Raw genomic sequence first — 23413 nt, 5'->3', positions numbered from 1 at the left:
TTTACTCTGGCCCGACGGATGGGAACTCGAACGGTGCCTGAGGCCATGCGGTTACTGGCTAATCAAGTGCAGAAAGTTTTTCGCTGGCTAACATAAAACCACCCTGCTAAATCCCCCTTGAAAAGGGGGACTTTGACTCCGGTTCCCCCCTTTTCAAGGGGGGCTAGGGGGGATCAATCCCTGGCAAGGTCAGCATCGATAGCTTGTGTGTACTTAACCCCAGTTCGGGTTAAGCCAAAGCCTGCAAGTCGTTTGATTAGGTGTTGCTTCGGTTGGGGTTATTGCAGGGCTTGGCCGATGGCCTGGGGGGCGGCGACGGGGGCAGGTTCCTCCAGGGCAGCAACGTAGGCGGCGATGGAATGGTCGCTAAAACGGCGGCTGAGGATGCGCCAGGTGAAGCGGGAGCCAAGCTGGATGGCCTGATCCACATGGGCGAATCCTTGCCATTCGCGGGGGACGCGGGTGACCACATCCCACCCGTGGATAAAGCGCTGGCTGTTGGGCACCCGACGATTGTAGGACTCGACCTGGGCCTGGTTGCCGACGCGGGGTGCGCCAAAGGTGTTGACGATAAAGTTGAGATCGTTGGCTCGGCCAAAATTGTACTGGAGATCGAGGGCGGCGATGGTGGCCAGGGCACCGCCGAGGCTGTGTCCAGTGACGACGACCTGCTGCCCGGTGAAGGTGGACAGGGTTTCCAGTAGCCGATCTCGCACTGCAAAGTAGGCGGTCATAAAGCCCTGGTGGAAGCGAACATCGGTGGTGCTGTCACCGTAGGGGTAGATCTGCTGGCGAAACTGAACATTGTTCATCCAGTCGATGGATTTATCTGAGCCCCGAAAGACAAGGTACAGGCGATCACTACTGAGCTTATTCAGCACCACTGCCTGGGTATCGGTGAACCCCTGATCTTGGCTTTCGATGAAGGTGGGTTCCACATCGGGATAGGCGGAAAACCGCAGCCCGCTAAAGTCGCGATAAATTTCCTCGCATAGGCGAGCACAGGTCAGGGCCAAGGCGTAGTCAACCATGGAATAAACTCCTAAAGTATCGATACGATAAAACCAAACTCGTGCGATCTCACCAATAGTTCACCTTACTTGGATCGCTTACTTAATGTATTCCTCTCCCAAAATATGCCGTCTACATAACCTTGAATAGAAGCATCTTTTTCTGCTAGGTTTAGGCGTTTCAAAGCCCAGCAACAATACTCCTGGTTTAGTTCAATTCCAGCAAAACTTCGATCAAGCTTCTTCGCAACGACTGCCGTAGTTCCGCTCCCAAGGAACGGATCGAATACTAGATCACCAGGCTTAGAACTTGCAAGAATTAATTTGGCAATTAGCTTTTCCGGTTTTTGTGTTGGATGATCTGTGTTTTCAGGCATTGACCAAAATGGGATACTTATATCTGTCCATATATTGGACGGATAGGTCAATCGAAAATTACCATCCTCTTCTTCTTGCCAATCTTTTGGCTGGCCGTCTTTATGTCTGTATGGAGCAATGACCTTTCGTTTTTGCTTAACAGCATCGACATTAAATATGTATTTATCTGTAACGGTACAAAACCAGATATCCTCAGTATTATTTTTCCAGTTTGATTTTGAGCCTCGCCCCTTTTCTCGTTCCCACGCCACTCGACTGCGAACGTAAAATTCTTGCTCAAGCAACGGGGCAATAATAATAGATGTTTTCCAGTCGGAGCAAACGTAGATTGTTGCAGTGGTTTTAAGTAAGGGTTTGACCAACTCTAGAACAGATAAAAACCAATCCTGATACGCTCCTTTCTCTTTTTCTTTAAAGAGATGGCCATTATAGTTCTTTGATAAGTTGTAAGGAGGATCCATGATCAACAGGTCAATAGACTCCTTGGGTAAATATTGCGCTACATCAAAGAAGTCTTGCTGAATCACTCTTCCGTTGATGTCATCAACGCCAACTTGGGAATTAAGGGTTAATAAATAACGACTTAATTCCAGTAGCTCTTGGTCTGAACATGTCAGTGTTCGATTGCAGATAGCACGTTTTTTCATCCTAAAGCTCACATGTCAGTGAAGACATAGGGGTGAATTATAGCGGAGATGAACTAGAGGCAACATGACTGGTTCACCCATAGCGATGATCCCTTGAGGGAGGTACACCGTTGATCCGTTCTCGATCCCCCGGTACCTGGCTGTCTAAGTTTCACTCTGTACCCCCCTTATTAAGGGGGGTGGGGGATCATCGCGATGCCCTTGAACTGAGTGAAATTCGCTATATGTCTTGGCCTCAAGCATTCTAAGGGGCCGACACCGCCCACCAGGCCAACCCGTAGGGCTGGGTGGGTTGATTGTGAACCTGTCGCTGATAGATTACCCTCAGCTTGTAGCGTCCGGTTTCCGGAATTTGATAGAAAATGTGCTCCACGCTGTCCACCTCGCTCACGGATGACCAGAGGCTTTGGCTGAGATCGTCGCTGTCGGCGGGCATCAGGTAGAGGTTGAGGTCGTTGAGCCCCTGATCCTGGAAGCTTTCGCCGATGTCGTAGAGGCCGTTGCCGTTGTCGTCTACCAGGTTGACCACCCGTTCCCAGGCTAGGGTTGCTGAGAGGTAGCCGCCGCCCCGAAGCGGCTCGGCAAAGACATAATCATGCACCGAGGTGCCCGCCCGATCTACCTCCGCCAAGTTCCATCCCACGACGGGGATGGTGCCCTCTGGGCCAAAGGCTCCGGGCAAAAGCTGCTGGTAGGCGCGGTAGGCGTTCAGATGTCCGGTACCGAGGTCGCTGTGGAGGGGGATTTTGCGGTCGCGGTAGGCGTCGGCGTCTGTCCAGGGGCGGTTGCTACTATCGACCAAAGTACGGGCCATGCCCAGGCGCAGCCCGTCGCCGTTGTCCTCCAGTTTGTCGGCAGCGTTCATCAGGGCCGCCTTCATCACCATGGGGTGTCGTCCGTTGACCGACCAGTTGCTCAGCCCAGCCCGAATTTGCCGATCTACCAACTGCTGCATCAGGGCGAGGGTGCCCACCACATGGGGGGCGGCAAAGCTAGTGCCGCTGGAGATGCGCCGCCGCCCATCGGGGTCAAACATTTCAATCTCGTGACCCGGAGCAACGAGGGTGATGGAACGCCGCGCCCCCACATTGGTTTCGGGATTGGGGGAACGGGGAGATCGCACCGTGGGTTCGCTGCCCAGGTTGGCCTGATCCAATCGGGTGAAGCGGCCATCGGCATCACGGCGGGAGTAGGCAATGTTGAGGCCATTGAAGTTATCCGTGGGGATGGGAATGCCGCCCCGGCCCTGGTTGCCCGCAATCACATAGAGTGCCCCATGGTGCCGCGACAACCAATCGATACACTGGGTCAGCAGGGCGTTGCCATCCAGCACCGGGTTAGGGCGAGGATCGCGCCGGAGGGGCTCACCAAAACTAAAGTTCAAGGCCCGCACATCACCGCTGTTTTGGGTGGCCACGGCCTGGGTGGTCAAACATTCCTCCGGCTGGGCACTGCGGCTACCGTCCAATTCGCCCACCGCCCCAGCATAGAGCAACGCCTCTGGAGCTACTCCGGTCAGGGTTTTGTCTTGGCTAATCATCACACTGGCCACATTGGCGGCATGGCCATCCACAAAGTCGTTGGCCGTGGCCCAGCGGTCTAGCTGCAACACCCGCCACACCGCCACGGGGGAAGGCGTTCCCTTATCCAAACCAAACCGCCCCGGACGACCAATTTCCACTTGGCCGATGGCAATTTTTCCCCCAGTGAGGCCGTAGGGTTCTCCATGGAGACGGCGGGCATCAATCCCTTCCGATCCCACCGAGGTGGAAAGGGCCAGTCCGGGCTGTGCCCCTAACCCGCCCATCATTCCCACACCGAGGACGATCTTCACCCAGCGCAACAGCCGCCGCTTTTGTGGCCAGGATGAAGGAACAAGTGACGGGGAGAGTGGCGTCCCCTGGCCCTGCTTACCCATAGATAACCGTCCTACCGTGATGGAATGCTGGGATGTCTCCCTGGGCAAACTCTATCGCAAAGGCACCGCCAGCGGCAGTAAATCCGCCCCCCTCCTTAAGATTTCCACCCAGGACACCCCAACGGATCCATGCCTAGGAGCCTAGTCGGCGAATGGAGGGATGAGGCTTGCCTAGTGTTTGGCCTGAAGGGTGCGATTTTGCAGCCGTTGTAGGGTGCGCTGCACCGAGGATAGGGCTTGGTAGTCTCCCTGGGCCTCTAGGTGAACGCTGGCCCGTTCGAGGTCGGCAATGGCTCGTTCGGCATCCCCTTGGCTTTCGTAGGCGGCGCTACGGTAGCAGTAGGGCAGGGCAATGGGGTCGCCGCAGGCAATGGCGTCGCTGTAGTCGCGCACGGCCCCCTTCAGATCCCCCAACTTTTGCAAAGCACTGCCCCGATACACATAGGCCATGGGGAGGTTGGGCTTGAGTTCGATGGCGCGGGTGAAATCCTGAACGGCGGCGGGGTAGCGGCGTTGTTCTAGGCGCAGCCAGCCTCGGTTGCAGTAGGCCGCAAAGAGGCGTGGATTGTGGTTGATAGCTTCGGTAAAATCTAGTTCGGCTTCGTCGGCCAGGTTCATCTCTAGGCGGGCGGCCCCTCGGTTGTTGAGGGCCACGGCGTGGTCGGGCTGGAGGGCCAAGACTCGGCTGTAGTCGCTGATGGCACCCGGCTGGTCGCGCAGGTCGTGGCGGGTGGTGCCTCGGTTAAAGAAGGCATCCTTATCGTTGGGGGCAATGGTGGGATCCTGGAACCGCTGCACCAGGGCGTTCACCACTTGGGGGTTAGGGGTTTTCAGCTTGGCCTCCACCCCTGGGATAGAGACGGCGTGGGTGGGCAGCGCCTTCAGGCTGACGATGGCATAGGTGGTCGCCTCTGGGAAACCACTAGGGCCGCTGTCACAGACCAGATAGCTTTCGGCGGAACCCATGATTTTGAACTTGAATCGATCCGGATAATGTTCGCGCAGGGGTAACAGTTGATTCAGGGCCACCTTCAAGGCCGCTAGATGACCACCATCGGTGTTCCATCGCTGACTAATGCGCCATACCAGTCGCCCCTCCTGGGCATCTCCCTTGTGGCACCAGCCCAGTTCTAGCTGCCCCCCCCGATCCAACAGTCGCGTAAAGCGCTTCAACAGATCCTCATCAAGGGTAATTTGGCTGGCCCAGGGCCAGACGATCAACAGCCGCCGCTGGGCCTGGTCTAGGGCCTGATCTAGGGCTTGCCGACTCGCCGAATGGGGGGTGGGGACGCTAGTTCCAACGCCAGAGCCGAGGGGAACCGGAAAGTCGAGGATCCAGGGGCTATCTGGCGTGGTACGGGATTCCGCCTCCAGGCTGCGCTGCTTCAGGGTTTTGACGGCGGATTCGGTATGGTGCAAGCGCTTGGCCAGTTGGGTCAACCCTTGGCGGGCAGCGGGATCACCTCCAGCCTCCGCGCTCGTTTTGGCCCACTGGTTGGCAAGCTGGCGCTGGCGGTCGGCCAAGGTTTGGGTGATCCCTTCCAGTTGGGCCAACTGGGCCTTCATCTGCCCTAGGTACTGCGACACCACCTGCTGCACCTGTTCGCGACTGTGGCCCGCCGTTTCCTGGCGGCTCACCTGATGTTGTAGTCGATGCACCACTTGGCTCAGGCGCTCCAGTTCGGCGAGGGTGTGTTCGGCCTTGGCCATGGCATCGGAGGGCATTCCATTCACCGAACCCACCGGAATTTTGGTCAGGGCGCGTTCCAGGTCGGCCTGCTGGCGGGTCAGATCCTTCACATGGTTGACGAGGTTGCTAAACTCTGCATGGGGTACCAAGTGGGCCACGGTCTTCGCCATCTCTGCCACCTCGGCTCGCAGGTCGTGGGCTTCGATAGGTTGGGTCGCCTCCTGGGAGCGCCGCTCTAACTGGGCCATGTTGTCTTGCAGGCTGGCAATGGCGTTGCGAGTTTCCGAACGCAGGGCTTCCAGGGTCACCCGCGTCTGCATCAGATTTGTCCGCACCTGGGAGAGCTTGGCCTCTGCCCCTTCAATGCGGGGCACCGTGGCCAGCCGTTGCACATAGCTGGTCAGGTTTTGGGTTTCGGTATGGTTATGGGCGTATTGGTCTTGGAGTTGGGCAATGTCTTGATGAATCTGGCTCAAATCCGGCGGATGCAACGCCTGCATCCGATCATCGACGTGGTGTCGAATGCTTTTAATCTCCTCCGACATCCGCAAAAACGTGCGGTTGTTGCGATCCAGTACCGACCGCTGAAAATTGGTCAGAGCCTCCGGCGAGGGCAGGGCTGTGACCTGCTTACTCAGGCTGGTGAGGCGATGGCTGGCCTGTCGTTGCTGGCGGGCGAGTTTTTCCTGGGCCTCGGTCAACTGCCGCTCGGTTTGGCGACGATTCAGCAATCCCACCGCTGCCATCACTGTTAAGGGAGCCGAAGCTAAGGCAACATTTTGCGCCGCGATGGCCGCCACGGTACCCAAACCCGACCCAACCAGGAGTACCTGCTCGGTGTGCTTTAACCAAGTTTGATCCGCCACGATTCGTTCCCCTGATGATAGATAAGGATGCACATTGAAAGCGATAGTGGCCTAGTTGGGGGCTTCAGGGGGCGAGGCCACAATGTCGCTAGGTAGTTTAGTTTTCAGCTAGAGACACCTAAAATCAGGATAATTTTGGGCGATAGTATCAGATCGATGGAGCCGCAACGGGTCTTGCAATGAGCCAGATCATCCGTCATTTCCCGCTGGGGGAAATGCCATCGGCGCATCGAATGGTGACCGTTGAATTGTCCATAGCGATAGTCTGGAACGATAATCTGTAATGATGTAGTCCTGGCGATTCAGGTTTTGCGATGACGGCTCCCACTCCCGAACTTTCGGCCCAGTACGACCCCACCCAAACGGAAACCAAGTGGCAAACCCGCTGGGAAGAGGCCCAGGTCTTTAAGGCCGACCCCGACCATCCCGGTGAGCCGTTTTGTGTGGTGATTCCGCCGCCGAACGTGACGGGCAGTTTGCACATGGGCCACGCCTTCGAGAACGCCCTAATCGACACCATTGTGCGCTACCAACGCATGGCCGGACGCAATACCCTGTGGTTGCCGGGGACGGATCACGCCAGCATCGCCGTGGCGACAATTTTGGATCGGCAGCTTCAGGCAGAAGGCAAAACCAAGGAAGATTTGGGCCGCGACGACTACCTCAAACGGGCCTGGGCATGGAAGGCGGAATCTGGCGGCACCATCGTCAACCAACTTCGCAAACTGGGCGTTTCTGTGGATTGGAGCCGGGAGCGCTTCACCATGGACGAGGGCCTGTCCCACGCGGTGCTCACCGCCTTCACCCGACTCTACGACGAAGGGCTGATCTACCGGGGCAACTATATGGTGAACTGGTGCCCCTCTAGCCAGTCCGCCGTGTCGGATTTGGAGGTGGAGCAGAAGGAAATCGACGGGCACCTCTGGCATTTCCGCTACCCCTTCACCGACGACCCATTGAGCTATCTCGAAGTAGCCACCACTCGCCCCGAAACCATGCTGGGGGATACGGCGGTGGCGGTGAACCCCAACGACGAGCGCTACAAGCACCTGATCGGCAAAACCCTGCGCCTGCCGATCATTGGCACGGAAATCCCCGTCATTGGCGACGAGTACGTGGATGCGGCCTTTGGCACGGGCTGCGTGAAAGTCACCCCCGCCCACGACCCTAATGACTTCGCCATGGGGCAGCGCCACAACCTGCCCATGATCAATGTGATGAACAAAGACGGCACCATGAACGAAATGGCGCGGGACTTTGAGGGCATGGATCGATTCGAGGCCCGCAAGGCCGTCGTGCAGCGCCTGGATGCAGATGGCTTTTTGACGCGTGTCGAAGACTACCGCCACACGGTGCCCTACAGCGACCGGGGTAAGGTGCCCGTGGAGCCCCTGCTGTCTACCCAGTGGTTTGTGAAAATTCGCCCCCTGGCAGATAAAGCGCTGGATTATTTGGACAACCACCAAGACCCCCGCTTTGTGCCCGAACGCTGGACGAAGGTCTACCGCGACTGGCTGGTGAACCTGAAGGACTGGTGCATTTCGCGGCAGTTGTGGTGGGGGCATCAAATTCCCGCCTGGTATGCCATCAGCGAAACCAACTGGGAAATCACCGACCACACGCCCTTCGTCGTCGCCGCCACAAAGGAAGAAGCCCGCGCCAAGGCCGAAGCCCAATTTGGCGACCGGGTGGAACTACGACAGGATCCCGATGTGCTGGATACCTGGTTTTCCTCCGGTCTGTGGCCCTTTTCCACCATGGGCTGGCCCGACGAATCCGCCAAGGATTTCCAAACCTACTACCCCACCACCACCCTCGTCACCGGGTTCGACATCATCTTTTTCTGGGTGGCGCGGATGACCCTGATGGCGGGGCACTTTACCGACAAAATGCCCTTCGAGACCGTCTACATCCACGGTCTGGTGCGGGACGAAAACAACAAAAAAATGTCGAAATCCGCCAACAACGGCATCGACCCCCTAGTGCTCATCAACAAGTACGGCACCGACGCCCTGCGCTACACCCTAATTCGCGAAGTCACCGGGGCGGGGCAGGATATTCGCCTGGAATACAACCGCAAAACCGATGAGTCGGTCTCGGTGGAAGCCAGCCGCAACTTCACCAACAAGCTATGGAACGCCTCTCGGTTTGTGATGATGAACCTGGGGGGCCAATCCCCCGCCGACCTAGGCGCACCGGATCTCGAAAATCTAGAACTGGCCGACCGCTGGATTCTCTCCCGCTACCACCGCGTGGTGCAAAGCGTGCGGGATCATCTGGACGCCTACGGCATGGGCGAAGCCTCCAAGGATCTCTATGAGTTCATCTGGGGCGACTTCTGCGACTGGTACATCGAACTAGTGAAGCCCCGCTTCCAAACTGAGGGCACCAGCAAGCGCACCGCCCAGCAAACCCTCGCCTTTGTGCTCGATGGCATCCTCAAGCTGCTGCACCCCTTCATGCCCCACATCACCGAAGAAGTGTGGCACACTCTCACCCAGTTGGAAGGCGACTTTTTAGCCGTGCAGCCCTACCCCGCCGCCGACTCTAGCCTGATCGACGACCACCTAGAGCAGCAGTTCACCCTGCTATTCAACACTGTCCGCACCGTCCGTAACCTGCGGGCTGAGGCGGGCATCAAGCCTGGTCTTCGCATCGAAACCATCCTCGAAACCGAAAACCTCGAAGAACGGCACATCCTGCAAGCCACCGCCAACTACATCAAAGACCTCGGCAAAATCGAGAAGCTGGTGATTGCCGGATCCGCCCCTGCTACGAGCCCCACTGTCGAAACCACGGCAGAGAGCCCCGTGAGCGCAGCGGTTGAAGTCGCCGAAGCCTCACACACTGTTTCGATCACCGTCACCGAGCCATCAACCCCGGTTACGACCACAACCACGGGCACGCCCACCCCGGAACAAGTGGCAGGCGAATTCAAGGAATTCTGGGACACCATCCGGCCCCTGCTGGATGACCCCCTCCACTACGCCAACACCGCCATCGCCAAAATCCGTCGCCCCGGACGCAGCTTCCTGTGGCTGTTGGGTGGGGTGATTGCCCTCAAACTGGCCACCAGCGTGATTGAAGCCATCGACAGCACGCCCCTCGTCGGTCGCCTGCTGGAGTTGATCGGCATTTGGGTGACGGGGGTCTTCATCGCCCAAAATCTGCTGACCGCAGGGGATCGCCAGCGCACCTTCCAAACCATCAACCAATGGCGGCTCAGCGTCTTTGGGGCCGAGAAGCCCAAGGCTCAAGCACCCGTTTCCCCTGAAAGCGTGACTCCTGACGTTACGGATTCCATGGTTGCGCCTGTTACTCCTGAAGTCGCCACCCCTGAAGCGGTGACGCCTGAAGTTGTGACAACCCCAGCGCCCTCGGAACCCGTCGAGTCCCGCAAGCTATTTGCTGGCGTTACGGGCACCGTCCAAGTCCTCATTCCCCTAACGGGCATTGTGGATGTGGATGCACTACGGGCCAAGGTCGAAAAAGATCTGGGCAAAGTGGAAGTCGAAATCAAGTCCCTTTCTGGTCGCCTCAGCAATCCCGGCTTTGTGGATAAAGCCCCCGCCGATGTGGTGCAGGGTGCCCGCGATGCCCTCGCTGAAGCCGAAGCCCAGGCGGCGATCCTAAAGTCGCGGCTGGCGTTGCTGTAGCCCAAGCGAGGTATGGGACGCCATGGCCAATAGCAACCAAACTCCTCTAATAACGCCCACAGTGCCCAGGGTGCTCCTTTGGACATTGGGTGGACTGCTGGGAGGTTTGGTTGGCTGTCTGGCTGCGGTGTTTCTGACCGAGTGGATTAAACTCCTCCTCACTACCGTTTCTGAACTGGGTACCCTCCGGTTGCTACTGCTGCCGCTGCTCGGCGTTTCGTTAGCCGTGCTGATCCTGTTTGGACTGGGTAGGGGGCAACCTGTGCAGACCGTAGCTCCCCACCAAGGGGCTTCCCCTAGTCGCTGGGGTTCTCTCATCAACTGGTACTCCTTCCCCCGCGACATTGCCCGCGCTGATTTAACTGGCGATGTGGTGAGAGCCTCTGGAGTAGAGGAGCGCTTCCCCTGGCATCTGGCCCCTTTGCGTGCCCTGGCTATCCTATCTACCGTTGGGCTGGGGGCACCGATGGGAACAGAATCTCCCGCCGCCCATATTGGGGTTGCAACCGGGGCTTGGTTGGGTAACGCATTCCCCTCTCTGCGCCCCTTGGTGCGGCCTCTGGCGATTGGTGGCGGTGCGGCGGCGGTGTCTGCCCTGATGGGAATTCCCCTGGTGGGCAGTTTCTTCATGTTTGAGTTGAGTCAGCGGCGCAAGGTTCCGACCACCCCAGAGCGGGTGGCGGCGATGTTAGCCGGAGGACTGGTTGGATGGAGAATCAATCTTGCCTTTCATCTCCAACTGATCCGGCTCATTGTCCCCAGTCCTGACCCCACTAACCTGTGGAACGGGGTGGCTGCGGCTTTGTTCATTGGCGCAATTTCAGGCTCGATTACAGCGCTGACCGGGGAGGCTATCTACTGGGCCAGAGGCTGGCAAACGAGGCCAGCTATTCGGCTCCTGATCGGTGGCATCGCTATGCTCCTGCTGGCAATGCTCATCGGATGGATTGCAACCCCAGCAGCGGCTTTTGGGCCTGGAGGAGCCGCGATTGTCTGGGCCGAAACCATGGAAACAACCCCTTACCACCTGCTGGCTGTGGCGCTGCTCCGGGCTATGGCCACTACGGCAGCCGTTTTAGCTGGAGGCTGTGGTGGAGTGTTTGTCCCGTTTCTGGCAATCGGTGACCTGAGTGGCCGAGTGTTTGCCACCGCCCTTGGGATTGAGGGGAATCTGGCTGGATCCGCTGGATCCGCCGCCGCTATTGCTGGGGGGTATCGCTTGCCGCTAACAGCCGCCGCCATGGTGCTGGGGGTTGGCGGATCCCAAGGAGCGCAACTAACCTGTCTGGCGACAGTAATGGTCGGTGCCCTCACTGGGTTGGTAACCGCACGGATAGTCAGTCAACTGTCCAGTTTTATCCGCAACAACCAGCCCTAATGATGCTGTCATTAGGGAACTGACGGTCATTTAGAATTGCTGTAGCGGGTTTTGTCCTCGATAGCCGTGGCTTCACCCATGCGCTTGACTCTAGCACAGGACAAATTTAAGCCCTTTGGCGGCAAGCTCAGAATTATGAATCCTTTCGTGACAGGAGGTTAAGGTCATGAGTTTAGTCATTTCTGATGAGTTTTTGCAAACGGCACATATTTCTGAGGTTGATCTCAAGCTAGAAATTGCTATTCTGCTGTTTCAGCAAGAAAAAATTACCCTGGATACAGCCAGCCAGTTTGTAGGCATAAGCCAACTAGAATTTCAACGAATATTGGGTAGCCGTAAAATCTCCATTCATTATGGTATTGAAGATTTTCGACAAGACTTCAATACCATTCAGGCAAATGGTTTAACACAGGCACAACTAAAGCCCACTCAGGTGGAAATTCTACAACGGATTGAACAGCGAAGAACCTTTTCCCCTGAACAACACCAGTTACCTAATACCTTCACCCTGATTCAGGAAGATCGTGCCCGATGATTGCTTATTTTAAATGTGTGGTAGATGCTAGTGTGGGCATCAAAAAAATTATCGTTGTGTACTTCTTCTAGCCCTATTTTTGACTGACTTCTGGGGGGTTCAAAGGTGCTTCGCCAATGACTTCTTCCTGAACCCGATTGCGTCCTTGGTGTTTGGCGCGGTAGAGGGCCTGGTCAGCGGAATCTTGCAAGTGGCGTAGATCGTTCTTGGCTCGGTCTGCTCCGTGGGTGGCCGCTCCGACACTTACCGTCACCACCGCACCAGCGCTAGAGTAGGCATGGGGGATGGAAAGCGCTTCCACCGTGGCCCGCATCTTCTCGGCAAGGCGGAGTGCGCCATCCATATCCGTTTCAGGGAGCAGGACGACAAATTCTTCGCCGCCGTAACGCGCTACCAGATCAAACGGTCGGTCGCAGCAGCCTGACAGCACCAAGGCCACCTGTTTGAGGCAGTCGTCGCCCGCCCCGTGCCCGTAATAGTCGTTGTATTGTTTGAAATGATCCACATCGATCAGCAGTAGCGACAGGGGTAGACCGTTGCGTCGGGATCGCTGCCACTCTAACTCTGCACATTGGTCGAAATAGCGCCGATTGGAAATGCCCGTCAGGCCATCCTGCATCGACAGCCTTTCCAGCATCTCCGTCTTGATCTTGAGTTCCTGTTCGACCAATCTGCGTTCGGTGATCTCCTGTTCGAGGGCGAGGTTGGTGGCATGTAAGGTGGCTTCCGCTTGTTTTCGTTCGGTAATGTCTTGCTCGAAGCCAAACCAGCGACTATCGCCATTCTCAAAAAACATTGGACTGGATTCAATCAGCACAAAACGAACTTTGCCATCGATAAGAATTCGCCCTTCCCACACAAATGGTCGCCGTTCAAGCATGACTTGTTGGTTTAATTGTTTGAAATCCTCAAAATCGTCTGGATGAATAACATCCCAGGCCAGCATCGGATTGTTCAGTACATCTTCTCGGCGGATGTGATTCATTTCACACCAACCATCGCTGACATACTCAAATTCCATCGTGCCATTGGCCCGAAGCCAAAACACATAAACCCCCACCGAGACGTAGGCCACCAAATCATTAAAGCGACGCAGGCTTTCACTCAAGGCTTCCTCGGCCTGCTTGCGGTCGGAAATGTCGGTCACCACCCCTTCCCAGACGGTTGTTCCATCGGGCAAAGTACGCGGGTTAGATTCGGCGGTCATCCATCTGACCTCATCATTGGCTGAGCGCATTCTGAATTCGGCAAAAAAAGGGTTTTTCCCCTGAAAAGCCTGGACACTGAGGGCCATGACGGCATCGGTGTCATCGGGATGAATAAGCTTGAAGGGGCTATTTGGGTCGGCATCGACCTCTTCACGGGTCACCCCCATCAGTTCCAGAAAACGACTACTCGTAAAGGCAAAGTTTGCCGTGCTGCCATCGGCGGCTTCCACGATGGTATAGGTACCGACAGGAATATTTTCTGTCAGTTCATAGGCGGTTTTTTCCAGCCGTTTTTCGGCAATGCGTAGGGCCTCTTCCGTCTGCTTTTGCACGGTCTGATCATACATATAGCTGCGAATACCGCTTAGGTGACCCGCATCGTCGCGCAGCACAATCGTAAAGTCATACACCCAGAGGTACTGACCAGATTGGGTTTTTAATCGATAGGAATCTTCGTAGCGATCAAGGTTCTGGGCAATGTTGTGTTTGAGCCGACCGACCACAGGATCCACATCGTCGGGATGAATCAGATCAATATAGGAAAACTTGGGTTGTAGCATCTCTGCCGGACAATATCCTAGAATCTGATCGACATTCGAGGAGACCGTTTTGATCGGCCAGTGACCTTGATGCTCTGCGGCCCATTCGATGGTAAATACTGGGCCTTCGGCAAACAGATCGCGCTCCGTTTGCAGGGCATCCACGGCGGTTCGATTCGCGGCCAACAGAAACACAATGGCGGCGGAAAAGGCCAGAATGGCGGCGGCCACCAGGAGATACACCCAGAATAGCGGGTCGGACAGCGCCTGATACTGCGTCCAGCCCTCCACAGGCAAGGCCCCCATCTGCCAGTTCCCATAGGTAAGTTCAACCAACTGGGTGATCGGCTGATTTTCAAAGACCTCTGGATCCCCAAAAAAGACCTCTCCCTGCGCCCCGCTGCCATCCCGTCCTCGGATGGCGAGGCGCAGGGTTTGCTGTTCTGTGAGACCTGCGCCCGCAAAAACGTCGTCCGCGTTCATGACCACCGAGGCGAAGCCCCAAAACTGCTCCTGACCGGAGGCCGCATCGGGGATATAAATCGGTATGCGGGCAATCAACCCCTCCCCCCCCTGCACCAGGGCCACTGGCCCCGCAAGAACGATCTGATTCAACTCCAACGCCAAGTTGACGGCATCATACTGATCCGGGACGGTGCGGTAATCGAGGCCAATGGCCGCTTCGTTGCCTTCGATAGGGTATACCAGGCGAAGCACCATGTCGCGGGCCAGACCGATGTTACGCAGATCCTATTGCTCCTTGAACTGCACCGCCATGGCGCGGCTAAAATCCTCCTGGGTCAACTCTGGATTCATCGCCACCAAGGATTTCACCCCTGAGACAGAGAAGATATTCGCGTAGATCCGACTCTTGAGAGTCGTTGCCAACCCATCGAGATCCTGTTTTACCTGCTCTATCTGGCGCTGTTGGTGCCGTTCAGACTCAAAACGAATTAGCTCGGCACCAATCCACCCGAACAGGGTCAGGAGCACCGCAAACATCACCACCCCCAGGGCCGTGAGATAGCTGTGGTGTTTTTTCCTACTCCAGATCAGCGAGAAAGGCGGTGGCATTTCGGTAGGTTCATAGGTGTGCGTCCCAGATCTCTTCGGCATCTCCTGCTGTTGAGATCACCATGAACAGTCTGGTGCCACCGCGATGCGCTCAATCACTAAATCGTCGTTCATTCGCTGGAAGCCTTGTTGCGCCTAAATATTAGCTTGACATATCACCCTCAACCCCGGATAATCCGCAACATTTCAGCCTAGATGCTGAATCTGGAATCTTAGGTCAACAGTTTAAGGGCACCTCGATTAATTACCATTTGGCAGCTTTCGAGAAGCTGGAAACCTTGGAATCACGTTGTCACTCCTAGGGAAATCTGGTTTTTTCGAGGTGCCCTTAAGTATAAATAACCCGATATCCTGGATGACCTGTCTTTTAAGACATTTAAGACGCCTGTACAATGAGTACGGGGTTACTTGTGGGCGTATCAAGCCCTCCACCCCGGTAGCCGATTGATCCAGGGCGTCATGCCCTTCGGTTGAAGAACTCCCCTCACCGCACCGCGCAAACCGATGGGTTGTGGATATCCTGTGCGCCAAGGGTGAAAAAGACCTGGGCAAGGTGGAAGCCGAAATCAAGTCCCTCTCTGGTCGCCTCAGCAATTCTGGTTTTGTGGATAAAGCCCCCGCCGAGGTGGTGCAGGGTGCCTGCGATGCCCTCGCCGAAGCCGAAGCCCTAGCGGCAATTCTGAAGTCGCGGTTGGCACGGCGATGAAAATCGAGCACCTCATCCGTCCCTCTAGGAAACGTTACAAAATCACATAAATTCCTAGAGGCTTGATTTCACAGGCTTTTGAGCCCCTAGGGCACTCCCCACCCACTCCTCAGAAAATTTTTTGGCCGGGGATGATATGAAACCCGCCGCCCGTGGGTAAGTTAGTTCAAGAAGCGAACAAACTCTACGGCTTCTCTAAGGAGACACCCCATTATGAAATCCACCTGGAACTACAAACTGCTTCAATTCTTGAACAACAAGAAAGAAGACGAAGGCTTCACCCTGATTGAACTGCTGGTGGTGATCATCATCATCGGCATCCTGTCTGCCATCGCCCTGCCCGCCTTCCTCAACCAAGCCAACCGCGCCCGCCAATCCGAAGCCACCACCTACGTCGGCTCCCTCAACCGTGGCCAACAAGCCTACCGCCTAGAGAACCCCGCCTTTGCCCCCAAAATTGCGCAACTTGGCCTAGGCATTCAAACCACGACCAAGTTTTATACCTATGGAGCAGGGGGCGACGGATGGTTCGAGTCTGCTGAAACTGCACCCACTGGCACGGCCCCTACCGCAGTAGCGACTCATATTCCTCTGGTTGCCTTGATCCGCGCCGTTCCTAATGATACAGCTCTGCTTGGCTATGGGGGGCTAACCTATCTGCTGAAAGATGTTGGAGGCAGCGCAACAACCACTGCAGTAATTTGTAAAGGTAGTCTTGGCGCAGCGCCTACGCCCAATGTTACCGGGGCACTGACTGCAGGCGCTGCTGCTCAGAACTGTGAAGCTATCAACTAACGGCAATACCAGGTGATGGTGTCATCATTCTGGTGGCATTAGTTTATCTCTGTCAACTAAAAAGAAAGACACTCGATTCTTAAAGTCGAGTGTCTTTCTTTTTAGTCCCAACGCACAAGCTTTCCAGCAGCCTAACCTGAGATCGGGTGATGCCACTAGAAAGAGCCACTTCCTGAACACTCCCACATCTCACTGATGCCACCTAAACAACGGCCACGGTGAGGCGATTGTTGGCCGAGTAGCGTTGGCGAGGCATTTTGATGGGAATACAGGCGGTTTCTCATAGCTCTCAAAAATACGACGCTGCACTCATAAGGGCAGTATCGTGTCCAGGATAAACGCTAAAACATTGATCCAGCAGATCGTCGGAAGAAGGCAAGTGCCTGACGATTCTATCATGATCACACTAAACTCTAGGCGCTATCTATTTGCCTTTGCCCAAGCTTATCAATCTGGGGATGAAGTCGGCATCTTCAGTGTTGCCTTATCTCAACCTCAGAATATAATTAGGACAGCGTTGCATATTATCTGAACAATGACCACTCCTCCATCTGAAAACCAAGCCGATTCCCTGGAGAAAATGCGGCGACAGTTCGACTTTGGTCCCTATCCCCGCATTCCCATCGATGCTGATCCTAGGGAAGCGAGCAATGATTTATTTATATTCAATTTAGTCACCCCCTACTATCTGCGAAATCGCCGTGTTGCAGAAACCGCTGGCAAGGTAATTTTAGATGCGGGCTGTGGCACTGGCTATAAAGCTCTCGCCCTTGCTAAGGCAAACCCTGCTGCTAAAATTGTCGGGATTGATCTCTCGCCCAAATCTATTGAACTAGCCCAGCAGCGGTTCGCTTATCACGGTTATCAAGATCTCGCCGAGTTTCACGTTCTTTCCATTGAAGAGGTCACGCAACTTGGCATCCAATTTGACTATATTAACTGTGATGAGACCCTCTACTTTTTTGATGATATTGCCCAAGGTCTATCAGCATTCAAGTCTGTTCTCAAGCCGGAAGGAATCATTCGTGCTAACTTGCATAGTGCCCTTCAGCGCCGTCTTTTCTTTCAAGTGCAAGAATTCCTTAACTTTATTGGGCTAATGGAAGAGGATGCAACAGATATGGCCATCCCCATCTTTACTGAAATTATGAAAAGCCTGAGACCGGAGGTATTTCTTAAACAAGGCACTGGTTGGAACCCTAAGTGGGAAGATCTTGAGGAGGAAGCTAATAAAGAGCTTCTGTTAGCTAATCATCTGCTAAAGGGAGATAAAGGCTACCGCATTAGTGATATGTTCGATGGCATCCAGCGAGCAGGTCTAGAATTTATCAGCATGGTCAACTGGCGACATTGGAATGTGGAGGATCTGTTCCAAGAACCAGATAATTTGCCGAGCTATCTGGCTATGGGCTTGGCGGAAAGTACGCTGGAAACCCTGCTAACTACCTATGAACTTCTGCACCCAGTACATCGGCTGCTAGACTTCTGGTGTACCCACCCCAGACAGAGCCCAGAACTATTACCTGTAGCCGAATGGACATTAGAGGATTGGCTGAGATCCCAGGTTATCTTACATCCTCAACTACGCACAGAGGCCTTTCAGAAAGCTGCTTTGGAGGCCATTCAGCAAAATGGGCCGTTTATGATTAGCACCTTTTTGAGTTTGCCAACCCTAAGCCCAGTCACCCTTAGCTATGACGTCGCTGCCCTGCTGCTGCAACTTTGGGATGGCCCCCAACCCTTCACTGCCCTAGTCAACTTTTGGCAGCGCATCCATCCCATCAACCTCATCACCTTAGAACCCACTCCCCCAGAATCCGCTGCTCAGCAGGTTGCCGATGCCCTTGGTAAACTAGAGGTGTTTCTCTACGTCCTCCCTGAACAAATCTAGATCCATATTGACGAGAGCCGAACAGCAGCACTAACCTCACAACCAGCCCCCTATGGCCCTAACAATCAAAACTACCGTGAACCTCAATTGTCTCAAAAACATTATTGAGGCTGTTTGTCATGTTTATCATGGCGGTGGCTATGTTTAAATCCCTTTGGCTACGTCGTTTTTGGCCCTGGTCGCTGGGGGCAGGCTTGTTGTTGGCGGTGGTGTGGCTGCAAGGGCAGCGGCTACAAATCATGCAGTCCACTGATGCCCAGCCCTTGCCCATATTGCAGCTTCAAGATCAGCGTGATCAAGCTCAGCTATTGCTGCGGCGTCGGATGCCAACTTTTGGCTATGACAATATGATTGCTAATTGGACTTTTCTTAATTTCCTGCAATACTTTGGCAATATGGAGGTACGTGGTCAACTGGGCTATCGCCTCAGCCCAGAGTTTTTTGAGGTTATTGTTGATCGAGATCCGCGCTTCTTTATGCCGTATCTCTATATGTCTAGCAGCATCTCCATCTATTCAGGTATGCCAGAACGCACGGTGGAGATCATGGATCGAGGTTTGGCCGTCATGACGCCCCAAATACCTGAAAATAGCTATTTTGTCTGGCGCAACAAAGCAATTGATCAACTGTTGTTTTTAGGTGACAGCGAAGGGGCTAGACAATCCTTTGAAATAGCCGCAGATTGGGCCGACCAGAGTAATGACCCCGACGTCGCGCAATTATCTCGCCAAACGGCAGCGTTTCTCGCCCAAAACCCTTCCAGTCGCGAGGCCCAAATTAGTGGCTGGATACAAGTAGCCACTAACGCCGTAGACGACATCACCTTTGACTTAGCCATTGAACGCCTAGAAAGCCTAGGCGCAGAAATCCTTTGGGCAGAGCGAGGATCTGTTTCCGTTCGCTACCGAACTGATGACGATGAGGCTACTCCCGCAGATTAGCATAGGGTATATTCGCTGCTCAATTTTGCTTGCCCGTTGCTCACCCTCCTGCTCTAGCCACAATGCACCCCCTAGCTAGGCTACAGTTCGCCATATTCCTGCAAAAACCGCACAAAATCCCCTACGGCTGCTTCGACTTCGGCACCGGGGTCGAGTAAATACCGTGCTTGAAGAAGGATCCATCGATTTTGGATTCGAGCTCGGCTAGCCGCTCGTTCGCTTTCCTCAGTTCGCTCATCCGCTGCTCGTAGGTCTGCCGATTCTCTTCGTCGAGCTTCCTCCTCTCTTCGTCGAGCTTCCTCCTCTCTTCGCGCTCTTTCCTCAGCTCGTTCATTCTCAATGCGTGCTGCTTCTCGATTTCGACGGTCCCATTCAACGCAAAAACCAACCAGCGCCACCACGAGGGCGGCCACGGTACCTCGGTTAGTCCAGGTTCGGGCGTTGGCGACGTATCCGAGGAAGGTGAAATCGGTTTCATCGTAGACCCTCAAAAAAGCGACACTGATAATCAGGATCGTTAGGATTGTGCCCGGAAGCAGCGAGAGAAAATTAACCCAGCGGTTCATACCTGGCAGGCAAACACCGAATACCCCCATTATACGGGCGCTCTCTGCACCCGCTACCATAGATCCTAGCGACCTAAAACCGAATGAGAGCCAACGCCAATGGCAACAACCTCCGAAGAAGTCTGGCGCATTTTGGGCGAACTCGCCGAAGCCCAAAAAGAAACCGAACGACAAACCCAGGAAACCAAGCGACAAGCCCAGGAAACCGAACGACGCTTTCAGGAGACTGAACGACGCTTTCAGGAAACCGAGCGACGCTTTCAGGAAACTGAGCGGCTATTGCGGCAGCAGAACCAACAGTTCAACGAGCAACTGGGCAAGCTGGGCAACCGCCTGGGCGAGTTTGTGGAATGGCAGGTGCGCCCTGCGGTCGTGCGTCTGTTTCAAGCACGGGGCATTGCTGTCCATGAATTCCATGACGGAATCGCCGTCCAGCGCGGGGATGAAGGTCTTGAAATCGACCTCCTGGTTGTGGATACAACGGAAGCTATTTTGGTGGAGGTGAAAAGTAAACTGACCCAACCCGACGTGGATGAACACCTAGAACGCTTGAGCAAATTTAAGCGCCTGATGCCCCGCTATGCCGACGTACAGACCATGGGAGCCGTGGCTGGTATGGTGGTCCCCAATGAGGTGGCCCGCTATGCCTACCGCAAGGGGTTATTTGTCATGGCGCAGTCGGGAGATAGCGTTGTCATCCTAAATGATGACTCGTTTCAACCGAAAACTTGGTAAATACGCCCCATGGTCGCCTTTCCCCTTCGACTTGGGCACTGGAGTTGATTCAGTGTCATGGTTGGAGAAGGATCTGGTTTTATACTCAATCCGCCTCATTGACTCCTGGTATTAGTATTAGGGTGAGCAATGCCCACCCTACAGTTCGCCATATTCCTGCAAAAACTGCACAAAATCCGCTACGGCTGCTTCGACTTCGGCGCTGGGGTCGAGTAAATACTGTGCTTGAAGGAGGATCCATCGATTTTGGATTCTAGTAAGTAGATTGGGTGCAGCGAAGCAGAACCCAATACCAGGCACCCTTTTACGGTGAGAAAAGATCCCAGGGTTCTATCGGGGGGAATTTGGGATACGTGAGGCAGATAGCAGACCCCTGGGATCTGGGGACTCCGCTACCATAGATCTAAGAGGGCGTTTGAAAAGCGGCGTAGCCAGTAAAAAAGCTCACACGGTGTAGGCTTGAAGTAGAAACACTTAGCCTCGTGAGAGCCATGACTAAAGCTTACACCAGCAACTTGACCCGCGATCAGTTTGAGTGAATAGACGATGGACACCTTGGGCTGGATTGTGGAAGTGGTATTTCGTCCGAAGGAGGCCATGGTCAAAATTGCCATGATCCGAATTATGGTTCGGCGTCTGGTGTAATCAGCTACACCCTTCCCCCTTTTCAAACGCCATCTAAGGCGAATCCTTAGGGGGGTGCAAGTCGGCTTGGGTGGCGACCACCTGTACTGTGATTTGGCCCTGGGCCAGTTGAATCTGGAGCGATTGGCCAGGGTAGAGGGTATCGGCCTGGGTCACCAGTTGTCCGGCATCGTCTTTAACCAGGGCATAGCCTCGGCGAACCACGGTATCGGGGTCGAGGGTCATCAGATGGGCGCGGAGGGCTTGGCAGCGTTCCGTGGCGCGGCGCAGTTCCACCTGCACCCCTTGGCTGAGGCGACGTTTAAGTTGGTTCAGCCGTTCCTGCTGTTGATTCAGCCGTTGATCCAGCCGCAGCCGTTGCAGGCGTTGGCTTAGGGTGTCAAGGTCGTCCTGGGCGGCGGTGATCGCTTCGATGACCAGGTTCTGCACCTGGCTGACCCGCTGGCGATGGGCAGACTCTAGATCAGCCAGGGCGGGGACAGCGGCGAGGGCGGCGGCGGTGGGGGTATGGGCGCACAGGTCAGCGGCAAGATCGGAGAGGGATTCATCCCGCTGGTGGCCAATGCCCGTCACCACCGGGATGGGACAATCGGCCACCGCCCGCACCACCCGTTCATCGTCGAAGCAATCTAGATCTTCACTGGCCCCGCCGCCCCGTGCCAAAATCACCACCTCCGCCCGCCCATCCCGCGCTACTCGATCCAGGGCCGCGACGATGGAATCGGGAGCATTGTCTCCCTGCACCACGGCGGAGGAAAAGAGGACGTGAAGCCCTGGATGATGATGGGCTAGGGATCGCTGAATATCCCCCCAAGCGGCGGCCTGGGGCGACGACACCACGGCAATGGTGTGGGGCAGGGTGGGCAGGGGCCGTTTATACTGCAGGTCAAACAACCCCTCGGATTCTAGGCGCTGCTTGAGTTGCCGCAGACGCAACGCCTTGAGGCCATCCCCCGTGGGTAGTACTTGCCAGACGGTGATTTGGTAGCTACTGCGTTGGGGATACACCTTCACCGTGCCCAGCACCGTCACCTGTTCCCCTACCTTGGGCAGGGCGCTGATTTTGGCAAACTGGCTGCGCCAAGCCACACAGCTAATGGTGGCCTTGCCGTCCAAATCCGCCAGGTTAAAAAATAGCCCCTTGCTGTGGTGGTTGGCGCTGGACACTTCCCCGACCACCCACACCTGGCGCAGGTGGCTATCCTCCTCCAGTAGGGCTTTGATGTAGTCTACCAATCCGCCCACACTGAGGGGGGCCGGGGCTTGGGTTTGGGGGGGCGAAACGAACGTCATGGGCGATAGATAGCCAGGGTCAACGGCCAGGGTCAACCAAACCGAGGCGATGGATAGGGTTACCCTAGGGAGGATAGCCCAGCCAGAGGAGAAACGCGGTGGTTCCCCTAAAAGACTATAACCCCGGTCAGCGAACGCCCTACATCACCTACGGGCTGATTGTGCTGAATCTGTCGATTTTCCTCTACGAACTCAGCCTGTCCCCCGCTGACCTCAATGCCTTTTTCCAAACCTGGGCGGTCATTCCCCAGGCGCTTTCCACGAGCGTCACCACGGGCCTATCGGTGCCCAACGCCGCCGAATGGATGACCTTAATTACCAGCCAGTTTCTCCATGGAGGGGTGCTGCACCTGCTGGGCAACATGCTCTACCTGTGGATCTTCGGCAACAACGTGGAAGACCAAATGGGGTCACTGCGGTTTCTGCTGTTCTACCTCACCTGTGGAGTATTGGCGAATCTGGTGCAGTGGGGCTTTGGCCTAGAGTCCACGATTCCCTCCCTAGGGGCCAGCGGGGCCATTGCTGGGGTAATGGGAGCCTACATTTTTCGGTTCCCAGAGGTGCGTATTCTTACCCTGGTGCCCTTTGGGCCGCTGCCCCTGCCCCTCAAAATTCCCGCCATTTTTTACCTGGGTCTCTGGTTTCTGCAACAGGCGGTCTACGGCTTGGTGAGCCTAGAAACCCCCACCATGATCGGCATGGAAGGGGGCGGCATTGCCTACTGGGCCCACGCGGGCGGGTTTGCCATTGGGGCGGGGCTGGGGCCGCTCTTTGGTCTGTTTAGCCAGCCCGATGCCCCTACAGCGCTGTTGCCCGACCAAGACGGGTGAACCCAAAGGGGGCTTCATCCTATCTCTGGCTGGTTTGCCCCCGGTAGCTTTGCCCTTGGCATGGCGGGCGAGGAGACCTCGCCCCTACGGTCGGTCGGGTTGGCTACTGGGG

General features: G+C 55.5%; 17 protein-coding genes and 1 pseudogene. 10 read left to right on the top strand and 8 right to left on the bottom strand.

Features of this window, described 5'->3' with window-relative positions; genetic code table 11:
* Positions 1–278: 278 nt before the first annotated feature.
* The 4 genes from H6G62_RS03070 to H6G62_RS28515 all read right to left on the bottom strand — a co-directional run bounded on the left by H6G62_RS03070 (position 279) and on the right by H6G62_RS28515 (position 6509).
* Complete coding sequence (locus H6G62_RS03070; protein WP_190492639.1) at positions 279–1031, bottom strand: lipase family protein; 753 nt, start codon at positions 1029–1031, stop codon at positions 279–281.
* Positions 1032–1096: 65 nt separating this feature from the next.
* Positions 1097–2035, bottom strand: a complete 939-nt coding sequence (locus H6G62_RS03065; RefSeq protein ID WP_190492638.1) for a site-specific DNA-methyltransferase — start codon at positions 2033–2035, stop codon at positions 1097–1099.
* 244 nt (positions 2036–2279) lie between these two features.
* Entirely contained in the window at positions 2280–3953 is a 1674-nt protein-coding gene (locus H6G62_RS03060; RefSeq protein WP_199324693.1) for a S8 family serine peptidase, read from the bottom strand.
* Between the two features lie 171 nt (positions 3954–4124).
* A complete protein-coding gene (locus tag H6G62_RS28515; protein WP_190492637.1) occupies positions 4125–6509 on the bottom strand; it encodes a tetratricopeptide repeat protein in 2385 nt (794 codons plus the stop codon).
* A gap of 314 nt (positions 6510–6823) precedes the next feature.
* On the opposite strand from H6G62_RS28515, the pseudogene H6G62_RS03050 reads away from it, so the two are divergent.
* From H6G62_RS03050 to H6G62_RS03040, 4 genes and pseudogenes are all read left to right on the top strand, one after another.
* Positions 6824–9331, top strand: a pseudogene (locus tag H6G62_RS03050) (valine--tRNA ligase); the annotation flags it as partial.
* Entirely contained in the window at positions 9320–10165 is an 846-nt protein-coding gene (locus tag H6G62_RS27650; protein ID WP_347239276.1) for a CAAD domain-containing protein, read from the top strand. The pseudogene H6G62_RS03050 and the gene H6G62_RS27650, both read left to right, overlap by 12 nt.
* Positions 10166–10271: 106 nt before the next feature.
* Entirely contained in the window at positions 10272–11543 is a 1272-nt protein-coding gene (locus tag H6G62_RS03045) for a chloride channel protein (RefSeq protein WP_242051797.1), read from the top strand.
* A gap of 166 nt (positions 11544–11709) precedes the next feature.
* A complete protein-coding gene (locus tag H6G62_RS03040) occupies positions 11710–12078 on the top strand; it encodes a UPF0175 family protein (protein WP_190492634.1) in 369 nt (122 codons plus the stop codon).
* Between the two features lie 73 nt (positions 12079–12151).
* On the opposite strand, the gene H6G62_RS03035 is transcribed toward H6G62_RS03040, so the two are convergent.
* Positions 12152–14545, bottom strand: a complete 2394-nt coding sequence (locus tag H6G62_RS03035; protein ID WP_190492633.1) for a diguanylate cyclase — start codon at positions 14543–14545, stop codon at positions 12152–12154.
* 30 nt (positions 14546–14575) lie between these two features.
* Positions 14576–14899: a hypothetical protein gene (locus H6G62_RS03030; protein WP_190492632.1), complete on the bottom strand. Its 324-nt coding sequence runs from the start codon at positions 14897–14899 to the stop codon at positions 14576–14578.
* Between the two features lie 511 nt (positions 14900–15410).
* On the opposite strand from H6G62_RS03030, the gene H6G62_RS03025 reads away from it, so the two are divergent.
* From H6G62_RS03025 to H6G62_RS03010, 4 genes are all read left to right on the top strand, one after another.
* Complete coding sequence (locus H6G62_RS03025) at positions 15411–15605, top strand: hypothetical protein (protein WP_190492631.1); 195 nt, start codon at positions 15411–15413, stop codon at positions 15603–15605.
* Between the two features lie 213 nt (positions 15606–15818).
* Positions 15819–16400: a type IV pilin-like G/H family protein gene (locus H6G62_RS28220; RefSeq protein WP_190492630.1), complete on the top strand. Its 582-nt coding sequence runs from the start codon at positions 15819–15821 to the stop codon at positions 16398–16400.
* A 535-nt stretch (positions 16401–16935) separates the two neighbouring features.
* On the top strand, positions 16936–18291 hold the full coding sequence (locus H6G62_RS03015) for a class I SAM-dependent methyltransferase (RefSeq protein ID WP_190492629.1): 1356 nt from the start codon (positions 16936–16938) through the stop codon (positions 18289–18291).
* Positions 18292–18431: 140 nt separating this feature from the next.
* Entirely contained in the window at positions 18432–19232 is an 801-nt protein-coding gene (locus H6G62_RS03010; RefSeq protein ID WP_190492628.1) for a hypothetical protein, read from the top strand.
* 121 nt (positions 19233–19353) lie between these two features.
* Here the strand turns inward: H6G62_RS03010 and H6G62_RS03005 are convergent, their stop codons facing one another.
* Positions 19354–19620 carry a hypothetical protein gene (locus H6G62_RS03005; protein WP_190492627.1) on the bottom strand — a complete coding sequence of 89 codons (267 nt, stop codon included), beginning with the start codon at positions 19618–19620 and terminating at the stop codon, positions 19354–19356.
* A gap of 277 nt (positions 19621–19897) precedes the next feature.
* Here H6G62_RS03005 and H6G62_RS03000 point away from each other — a divergent pair, with 277 nt between their 5' ends.
* Positions 19898–20533, top strand: a complete 636-nt coding sequence (locus tag H6G62_RS03000; protein ID WP_190492626.1) for a DUF3782 domain-containing protein — start codon at positions 19898–19900, stop codon at positions 20531–20533.
* A gap of 678 nt (positions 20534–21211) precedes the next feature.
* Here the strand turns inward: H6G62_RS03000 and xseA are convergent.
* Positions 21212–22471 carry an exodeoxyribonuclease VII large subunit gene (gene xseA / locus H6G62_RS02995; RefSeq protein WP_190492625.1) on the bottom strand — a complete coding sequence of 420 codons (1260 nt, stop codon included), beginning with the start codon at positions 22469–22471 and terminating at the stop codon, positions 21212–21214.
* Positions 22472–22569: 98 nt separating this feature from the next.
* Here xseA and H6G62_RS02990 point away from each other — a divergent pair, with 98 nt between their 5' ends.
* Complete coding sequence (locus H6G62_RS02990; RefSeq protein WP_190492624.1) at positions 22570–23301, top strand: rhomboid family intramembrane serine protease; 732 nt, start codon at positions 22570–22572, stop codon at positions 23299–23301.
* Positions 23302–23413 lie beyond the last annotated feature (112 nt).

The organism is Phormidium sp. FACHB-1136, from assembly GCF_014697375.1.
GTDB lineage: Bacteria > Cyanobacteriota > Cyanobacteriia > Phormidesmidales > Phormidesmidaceae > Nodosilinea.
This window is presented reverse-complemented; position numbering and strand designations above follow the sequence as displayed.